General features: G+C 35.1%; 9 protein-coding genes and 2 riboswitches. Of the genes, 3 read left to right on the top strand and 6 right to left on the bottom strand.

Going from position 1 to position 8,412, the window contains the following annotated elements; all coding sequences use genetic code 11:
- Positions 1–16 precede the first annotated feature (16 nt).
- Positions 17–388 carry a hypothetical protein gene (locus tag RZ74_RS05470; RefSeq protein WP_053950403.1) on the bottom strand — a complete coding sequence of 124 codons (372 nt, stop codon included), beginning with the start codon at positions 386–388 and terminating at the stop codon, positions 17–19.
- Between the two features lie 61 nt (positions 389–449).
- Positions 450–1,757, bottom strand: a complete 1,308-nt coding sequence (locus tag RZ74_RS05465) for a nucleobase:cation symporter-2 family protein (RefSeq protein WP_053950402.1) — start codon at positions 1,755–1,757, stop codon at positions 450–452.
- 68 nt (positions 1,758–1,825) lie between these two features.
- A riboswitch (purine riboswitch) is annotated at positions 1,826–1,926 on the bottom strand.
- A gap of 119 nt (positions 1,927–2,045) precedes the next feature.
- Here RZ74_RS05465 and RZ74_RS05460 point away from each other — a divergent pair.
- Together RZ74_RS05460 and RZ74_RS05455 are read left to right on the top strand one after the other, a co-directional pair.
- Positions 2,046–3,026: an asparaginase gene (locus RZ74_RS05460; protein ID WP_330376151.1), complete on the top strand. Its 981-nt coding sequence runs from the start codon at positions 2,046–2,048 to the stop codon at positions 3,024–3,026.
- A 14-nt stretch (positions 3,027–3,040) separates the two neighbouring features.
- Positions 3,041–4,201, top strand: coding sequence for a hypothetical protein (locus RZ74_RS05455; RefSeq protein WP_053950400.1), 1,161 nt, complete (start codon positions 3,041–3,043; stop codon positions 4,199–4,201).
- A 36-nt stretch (positions 4,202–4,237) separates the two neighbouring features.
- Here RZ74_RS05455 and RZ74_RS05450 read toward each other — a convergent pair whose 3' ends face one another.
- The 4 genes from RZ74_RS05450 to RZ74_RS05435 form a co-directional block, all read right to left on the bottom strand.
- Positions 4,238–4,420 (bottom strand): LBP_cg2779 family protein, encoded by a 183-nt coding sequence (locus RZ74_RS05450; RefSeq protein ID WP_053950399.1) that lies wholly within the window; start codon positions 4,418–4,420, stop codon positions 4,238–4,240.
- 73 nt (positions 4,421–4,493) lie between these two features.
- Complete coding sequence (locus RZ74_RS05445) at positions 4,494–5,129, bottom strand: energy-coupling factor transporter transmembrane component T family protein (RefSeq protein WP_053950398.1); 636 nt, start codon at positions 5,127–5,129, stop codon at positions 4,494–4,496.
- Entirely contained in the window at positions 5,129–6,541 is a 1,413-nt protein-coding gene (locus tag RZ74_RS05440) for an ABC transporter ATP-binding protein (RefSeq protein WP_053950397.1), read from the bottom strand. The genes RZ74_RS05445 and RZ74_RS05440 overlap by 1 nt, the downstream gene beginning before the upstream one ends.
- 18 nt (positions 6,542–6,559) lie before the next feature.
- Positions 6,560–7,114 (bottom strand): ECF transporter S component, encoded by a 555-nt coding sequence (locus tag RZ74_RS05435; protein WP_053950396.1) that lies wholly within the window; start codon positions 7,112–7,114, stop codon positions 6,560–6,562.
- 65 nt (positions 7,115–7,179) lie between these two features.
- Positions 7,180–7,271: riboswitch (TPP riboswitch) on the bottom strand.
- A gap of 124 nt (positions 7,272–7,395) precedes the next feature.
- Between RZ74_RS05435 and RZ74_RS05430 the strand changes: the two genes are divergently transcribed.
- Positions 7,396–8,406: a D-alanyl-D-alanine carboxypeptidase family protein gene (locus tag RZ74_RS05430; protein WP_053950395.1), complete on the top strand. Its 1,011-nt coding sequence runs from the start codon at positions 7,396–7,398 to the stop codon at positions 8,404–8,406.
- The last annotated feature ends 6 nt before the right edge of the window (positions 8,407–8,412 follow it).

The raw sequence follows: 8,412 nt of genomic DNA, 5'->3' as shown, positions 1-8,412 counted from the left end.
TATTAAACGGCTTTTTTTAGTGGCGACTTGATTGATGACCACCATTATTAGAAAGTTTAATGTTATTACGTTTGAATTTTTGTTGGGCACCATCAGGTTGGAAATCAAAATGGTGCATGCGGCCATTATATGGTTTTCCAGACATCTTGATTTGAACCCAGTCTTTCATGATTCTTTGCATATTTTGCGCTGCTTTAACACGGTTTTCAATGCCTTCTGTTTTGGCAGCTGGTTCGATATTATCACGAAGTTGATTGATTAATTTTTGGTGGTAAACCAATAAAGATTGGGTAAGTGGTGAATCTTTATAAGAATTAAATAGTCGTTCAATAAAACGCATGGCGTCCTTTGAATTCTTTGGTTCGTAAAAACGTTCGTTGTTATCCATAATGACCTCCATAAAAATAACCCTCACGTATATTATACATGAGGGTTATTGAGTTTCATAATTAATCGTCTAAATCAATTTGACCACTTAAGCTAAATAAGAAACTTAGTAGTACAGCAAGGAAACCACCAACAACGATTCCATTGTCTAAGATGATTTGAGCAGCTTGTGGTAATGATCTGAAGATTTGAGGATATACGGTAACACCGATACCAGTACCAACAGATAGAGCAACGATTAATAAGTTAGCGTTTTTGTTAAAGTCAACGTTTTGTAAGATACGAATACCTTGAACACCAACCATACCAAACATCACAACCATGGCACCACCAAGAACTGAACTTGGAATCACGGTAGCAATAGCACCAGCCTTAGGAAGTAGTCCTAAGATTAATAGGAAGACACCGGCGTAGTAAATTGGACGTTTAGTCTTAATGCCTGAAAGTTGAACCACACCCACGTTTTCTGAGAAAGTTGAGTATGGGAAAGTGTTGAATAATCCACCTAACATGGCAGCGATACCTTCAGCACGGTAACCGTTAGCTAAGTCTTTTTCACTTAGTTTTCTACCAGTTAAATCAGCTAAAGCTAGGAATACCCCAGTTGATTCCACCATGGTAGTTAATGATACTAAAATCATAGTGATAATAGCTGACCAACTAAAGTGAGGAGTACCAAAGTAGAATGGTTGTGGGAAGTGGAACCAGCTAGCTTGAGCAACTGATGAAAATGAAATCATACCCATTGCATAAGCAATGATGGTTCCAATAACCATACCCACAAGTACAGAGATTGAACGGAAGAAACCTTTTCCAAAGACGTTAATTAAAATAATAATAGCCATGGTAATTAATCCAACGATTAAGTCTTTTGGATCAGCAAAGTTCTTAGCAGTAGCGTTACCACCACCTAAGTTTTGTACCGCAACTGGTACTAATGAAAAACCAATAATGGTAATTAATGAACCAGTAACAACTGGTGGGAAGAACTTACGTAGTTTGGCGAATAGACCAGAGATTAAGAAGACAAATAATCCTGAACAAATAATTGCACCGTAAATGTAAGCAACTCCCAAAGTGCCACCGATTGTTTCAAGTGGGGTGATAACTTGTACCGCACAACCTAAAACAACGGGAAGACCAATCCCAGTTAATGGGGTTTTCTTTAATTGTAGTAAAGTTGCGATACCACACATGAAGATATCAGCAGAAACTAAGTAAGTCATTTGAGCTGCATTGAAATGTAGAAATGCACCAATAAGTAACGGAACAATAACGTCACCAGAATACATTGCTAATAAATGTTGAAAACCTAAAATGGCAGCTTTGAATTGAGAAACTTGTTTTAAACTGCTTTCGTGATTATCCAATTTGTAATTCCTCCTAAATTAATTATTACCTGAAAAATAAAAAAGTCCCAATGCAAAAAAGCAAAGAGACCAATCATCTTTTTGCTTATAGTCCGAAGTTTACGGCTTTCGGGTAGAAACTTACCAACCTTATTATGGTAAATATATAGGCAATAACGTTTTAAAATTTTGTATACTCAATTTTAGTCGCATTTAATAAAAAAATCAATCCTTATCATGAATATAATTGTTATCTATGACGAATATAAGGTACAATAAAAGGTACTATTTATGAACTGAGGGGGAATTATCTTGAAACAAATATTAGCGATTCATACAGGTGGAACCATTTCCATGTCACAGGATGAAAGTGGCGAAGTGGTCCAAAATGAGCAGAATCCAATTGCTGTTCAAAAAGATAATTTATTGGATCAAGGTATTGAAATTGTGAATGAGGAGATTTTTAACTTACCATCACCTCATATGACCCCAGAAAGAATGCTTCAAGTGGCCAATCGGATTAAAAAAGCGCGTGAACAAGGATACGATGGTGTCGTTGTCACTCACGGAACTGATACATTGGAAGAAACAGCTTATTTCTTAGATTTAACATTAACCAATGATTTTCCAGTGGTAGTTACCGGAGCAATGCGTTCATCTAATGAAATTGGTTCAGATGGGCTATATAACCTATTAAATGCAGCGGCAACTGCTGCAAGTCCTCAAGCAATTAACAAAGGGGTCTTGGTGGCAATGAATGATGAAATTCATACCGCTAGATATGTTACTAAAACGCATACCACTAATGTGGCAACTTTTAGAACACCAACATTTGGCCCAATCGGTATTATTTCAAAGCATCAACCAACATTCTTCCAAGAATTAATTCAAAGTGAAGTAGTTGATATTGATTCAATCGTCGAAAATGTCTACTTAATTAAAGCATTTGCTGGAATGGACGGCACTTTATTTGATGCATTGGATAACGATAAAACTAATGGTTTGGTTATTGAAGGACTTGGTGCTGGGAATTTACCACCAGAAACACTAGCTTCAGTTCAACGTTTAGTAGATCGTAACATTCCGATTATTTTGGTTTCCCGTTGTTTAAGTGGGGTTGCCCAAGATATTTATGCCTATGAAGGTGGCGGAATTCAATTAGAAGAAATGGGATTAACCTTTTGTCATGGGTTGAACGGACAAAAGGCACGTATAAAATTAATCATTGCATTGAGTGCCAATAAATCAGGAGAAGAATTACAACGATTTATGAGCAATGCAATATCATAGAGTGAGGGATGTTTATGAACTCTGTTATTGCACAGTTGAGTTCAGCACAAGATAAAAACCAATTAGTGAATATTTACTTAAATTCTGGAGATATTTTCTACACTGGTTATGTTCAAAAAGTAAATAATGACGAATTAGTAATCGCAACCTACGAATCAAGTGGGCTAGCTGATGGCTATGTCGCAATAAAAACTAGTTTGATTGAAAGCGTCGAAACGTCAAGTGATGATTTAAGTAGTATTGAAGAAAAGATGGCGATTGCCAATCAAGTCGGACTATTTGAATCCAGACCTACTGATTTGCAATTCGATAGTGATATTAACTTATTTCCACAAATTATTATTCAAGCATATATTAATCATGAAATTATTTTAATTCATGACAATGATGAAAGTCGTTTCTACACAGGAATTGTACAAAAGATTAATAATGAATCATTTGATTTTTACCGCTTAGATAAATTTAATTTTATCGATAACCAAGTTGCTACCATGGGCTTTAATCAAAGTATGATTATTGAATTTCAAGGTCGTGAATTAAGTGTGATGAGCAAAGTCGTGGATAAGGTAAGCGAAAATAACATCGCTCATACCGCCGAATCTATCAATAATATTATTGATATTTTAGCGACTTCATATCATCACCATCAATTGATTGAAGTCCGTTGTCGATACAATGATCATTTCTTTTATGTTGGCGAAGTGATTATGTTAAATGATGATGGCATCATCCTAAAAGTGGTTGATATGTCAGGTCAATTTGGTGGGTATGTCTACATTAAGATGAATGGGATTGAACGAGTTACTATCGGAAATGATTACTTAGAATTAGTTGAATTGATGAGACAACAAAACGTTGTTGATAATCGAATTGCCCAACCAGTATTGAATGATTCTCGTGAATTTGATAGTACTGAAGATAATATGATTGCTGTATTATCACAATCGATGAATAAAAAGCAATTAATCAGAATTCAACTAAAGTCTGGGACTAGTTACCTAGGATATCCTAGTAAGATTATGGATGAGACTATGAAGTTTAACCTCTTAGACGAAACAACGACTTTCTTTATTTACGGCAAGGAAATTGCTTTAAGTGATGTTGTTGAAATTGGATTTGAATATATTTATGCATATTTGGATGAACAAAGATTAAAAGCCAATGGCGATATGTAAAAAAAGCCCCGTTATTTTCTTAACGGAGCTTTTTGTTTATCCTAAAGTTTTTTTGATAATGTTTACTTCTTCTGGACTAGGGGAACGTCGCATGCTTTTAATATCATGTAGTTCCTCTACCGTGAAGTGCAAGTTGAATGCCAATTGTGTATCAGGCATATCATGATCTTTTTGATAATTGACAATTTCTTCAGCAATCTTATTTAAATTACGATTCATAAGAACCCTCCTAACAAAATCCATCCGACATCTACATTATAACTTATTTTACTATTAGGAGAAGAATATTTTGCTAATAAATTAAAATCAGTTGAATTGCGATAATTACGGCAATCAAAATCACATAGTCAATGGCTCTAATTGAGATATGTTCAAAATGAGTGCGAGCTTCGTTATCAACAAAGACATGGGAGTTCATGCCTTGTGCCAATAAAGTTGACCAATTCATGGCTGCCAAGATTGCTTTGAAATATAGGGTAGGGGATGCATAAGATAGATGAACATTGCGCATTTTTGCAGCTAACTTAATATCAACTACTTCTTGTTTAATAGTATCAACTAAATTAAAAGCACCCATGACACCGTAAGCAAACTTACTAGGAACGTGGAAATTTTGTTCTAAGCTAGCGGCTAGTTCTTCAATCGTAGTCTTACAAGTGTAGGTTGCACCAAGTGATACAAACGCATATAGACGCGTTACTAATAAGATTCCGTATTGATAGTTTCCGTTAATTTTTTGGGCGAAATAAATGCCTAAAGCGGGCACTAGGGTAACTAGTAGCAGGTATAGTATTCGCTTCCAAGTTGCAAAAAAGATTAGATAAAGCAAACTAACTGCAAAGATGACGACGTTTAGTTGAATAGATGTAGTAAACGAGATTTCTAAAGCGATTACTAACATCATCAATAGTTTAAGAAATGGATTCATTAAAACGCCTCCTGATAAGTTAGTTGATGATTTTCAAATGCCAAGTGATAATCAATTAGATTATCGATCCCGTTGGTTTGATGAGAAATCATGATTTGAGTTTGACCAGCTTGTTTAGCTTGTTGTAATAAATCACAAACCACATTGATATATTCAATGTTAATACCATTAAATGGTTCATCTAATAATAATAATGAATGACCCATCAAGACCATGGATAAGATTTGTAGGCGTTTCTTTTGGCCATCACTTAATGAGTAAATGACGCGTTCCTTCAAATCAGCTAAGCCTAATTCTTGTAGATAATGATTAATTTCATCTTCTGTTAAAAATTGGTTAATGGCATTTTTAATGGATAAGTTAATCTCATCTTCGACAGTAATTTTAATAAATTGTTTGTTGGATTCTTGGAAAATTAAACCAACTTGGGTTAAATACTTATTCAAACGAATCTTATTAATTGATTTATCGTTGAATAAAATATCACCAGTAAATTGATGTTGCTTGATTAATGTTTTAAATAAACTTGATTTACCACAACCGTTAGGCCCGGTAATTAAAGTAGTTGCCTGTTTGGAAATTGGTAAGGTTAAATTATCAATTAGTTCCATGTCATGATTGTGGATAGAAACAGATTGTAGTTTTAAGATTTCTCCACCAACTGGATGATTCTTGCATGGACGTTGACTAGTTTGGTTAAATTGTTCGAACAATTTAGTGACTAGTGCTTTATCCATTGGCACAAATTCCTGGTTAGTTTCATTAAAACCAATAAATTGATCTACAAAATGTTCGTATCCAGATAAATCATGATCAATTCCAATGATAATTTTATCTTGTTGTTTTAATTGGTTCAGTAGTTTGATTAGTTCAAATCGAGAATCAATATCAACATTGGCAAACGGTTCATCTAACAAAATGACCGGCGCATCAATTGCGACAACAATACTTAGCGCCACCTTTTGCTTTTCTCCACCTGATAGCGTTTTAAAACTTCTATTCTTTAGATGGATCGAGTTAGTAAAAGATAACGCTTCATCAATGCGTTGTTCCATGTCTTCCGGTTTTAGCTGAAGATTTTCGAGGGTGAAGATAAATTCATCTAAAACCGTTGCCATACAAAATTGTTGTGATGGATCTTGGAACATCATTGCGATTGTCTGTCTTAACTCACGTTGAGATAAATCAAAAAGATTGTGTTCGTTAAAATTGATAAAGCCTTCGATTGTACCGTTGTTATATTGTGGATAAAAACCTGCGATAGTTTTTAAAAGCGTTGATTTACCGGATCCAGACGGACTATAAATCAAGCTCATTTGACCAGCATTAAAATCCAAACTAACCCCTTTAAAAGATGGTTTTTGTGCATCAGCGTACTGATAAGCCAAATGATTTATGTTTAAAGTATTCAAAATTGACACTCCTAATGATTACTTGATAACGTGACTTTTTTCTAGCATGTTAGCTACTAATTTTGATAAAACGCCACCAAAGATGAAGATTGATAATAGGCGTGCAAAGAATAATAGGATGAGCATGTTAACTGAGTATGCATTGTAACCACTCTTGAACCAGTCCCAGATAAATGTAAGAACAGTAGTTGAGATAGTAGTTGCGGCAACCCCAATCCAGTCAAAATGTTTGTATTTTGTTGCTACGAAACCAACTTCTGTAGCGATACCTTGTTCTATTCCTGAGATGACAGCACCGACACCCCATTGTCCACCTAAGAACATTTCCACGATTGCACCAATAACTTCAGCTAAGAAAGGTGCACCAGGGCGTTTAAAGATGAAGCCAGCTAAAGGTGCAGCCATAATCCAAAGACCTAGAAGTAAGTCGTTAGCTAATGGTGCTAATCCAGATGGAGTAAGTGCTAGGCTTAGTGCGTTGTATAGGAATCCTGTGGCAAAGAAGATAATTCCACAGATAATTGAGATTAATGTAAGTAAAATGATGTTTCTAAGTGACCATGTGTTTTTCATAGTTTCCTCCAGAAAAAAAGACCCCAAACTATTATTAGTCTGGAGTCCAATTTATTTTATGTTAAAAAATAAAAGGGTTGTTTTCCTTCGCAGGGATTATCCTGAATCAGGTACAATGGGTGTTTTCTCAGCCATAACGGCACCCCAAACATTAATTATCAATTTATGATAACTATACTATTCTTCAAAATTAAAAGCAAGTTCAATTTTAAAGTGTTGTTGAATCCGTGATTTCATGGTACTTTAATATGGTACATAATTAGACTGGAAGTATTATTTAAATGAAAAAATCAGTAAAAAGATTAACAATCATTTTCGTAGCAGCGATTGGAATCGGCATTTATGAACAATTCGGGAATCCATTCTACGCAGTAAAGCAAGTTTACGAAAAATATGAAACTAAAAAAGAAGAATATCAACCTAACTACAATACAGATAAACAAACTTATAGCAAAGATTTAATTAAGGCAAGTAACAACCAATTCGGTAATGCCAGTGCTGTAGTGGCGCTGGATGCGACTAACAATAAATTCGTCTACATGCAAAATGCAGATCAAAAAATTAAAGTCGCATCATTAGCGAAGTTGATGACATTGTATCTAACAATTCAAAAAGCTGAAAAGACGAAGGGCTGGAATCAAATTGTAAACACTGACGATGATGGCCTACGCCGTTTAGGGGAAGATAGTGAATTAGGCGGTTTTAGATTTAAGAAGGGCCACAAGTATACTGTTAGAGATTTATATAAGGCGGCGTTGGTTGAATCATCCAATAATTCAGCAATCGCGCTAGGTAATTGGGTTGCAGGGAATAATGTTAAGTTTATCAAGATGATGAATGAGCAAGCCAAAGCATGGCACCTAAACGCTACTTTCGTTTCTTCATCGGGACTAGAAAATAGTGATTTGAAAAAATTCGGTTACGCTCAAGTAGGCGGTAGTGATGCCGCTAACATGGTTTCTGCTAGAAGTTTAGCCGAAATCGCTGATCACGTCTTAAGTGTCTACCCACAAGTAGTGGATGATGCCAAACAAACCACTGAAACTGTTGATGGTCAGACTTTAATCAATGAAAATAGCTTATTACCAAATAAACCGTTTTATGACCCAAGCATACATGTTGATGGTTTAAAGACAGGTTATACGGTTGCAGCTGGACTATGTTTAGTGGCTACTGCACAAAAGCCAGGTAAAAATCGATTAATTACAGTTACCGTTAACGATTACACAGAATTTTCTGATACAGCATCATTAATCAAATTGGTTAATAGCAAATCAAAGTACTTTAATTAATGGTTT

Origin of the sequence: Apilactobacillus apinorum (assembly GCF_001281175.1) — a bacterium.
GTDB classification, from domain to species: Bacteria; Bacillota; Bacilli; order Lactobacillales; family Lactobacillaceae; genus Apilactobacillus; species Apilactobacillus apinorum.
Note: the sequence above shows the minus strand (reverse complement) of the source record. Positions and strands in the feature narration are given on the sequence as shown.

Bases quoted from the DNA above. Each gene is read 5' to 3' on its own strand.
- RZ74_RS05430 (WP_053950395.1), top strand. From the start codon at position 7,396: ATGAAAAAATCAGTAAAAAGATTAACAATCATTTTCGTAGCAGCGATT.
- RZ74_RS05435 (WP_053950396.1), bottom strand. From the start codon at position 7,114: ATGAAAAACACATGGTCACTTAGAAACATCATTTTACTTACATTAATC.
- RZ74_RS05455 (WP_053950400.1), top strand. From the start codon at position 3,041: ATGAACTCTGTTATTGCACAGTTGAGTTCAGCACAAGATAAAAACCAA.
- RZ74_RS05450 (WP_053950399.1), bottom strand. From the start codon at position 4,420: ATGAATCGTAATTTAAATAAGATTGCTGAAGAAATTGTCAATTATCAA.
- RZ74_RS05445 (WP_053950398.1), bottom strand. From the start codon at position 5,129: ATGAATCCATTTCTTAAACTATTGATGATGTTAGTAATCGCTTTAGAA.
- RZ74_RS05470 (WP_053950403.1), bottom strand. From the start codon at position 388: ATGGATAACAACGAACGTTTTTACGAACCAAAGAATTCAAAGGACGCC.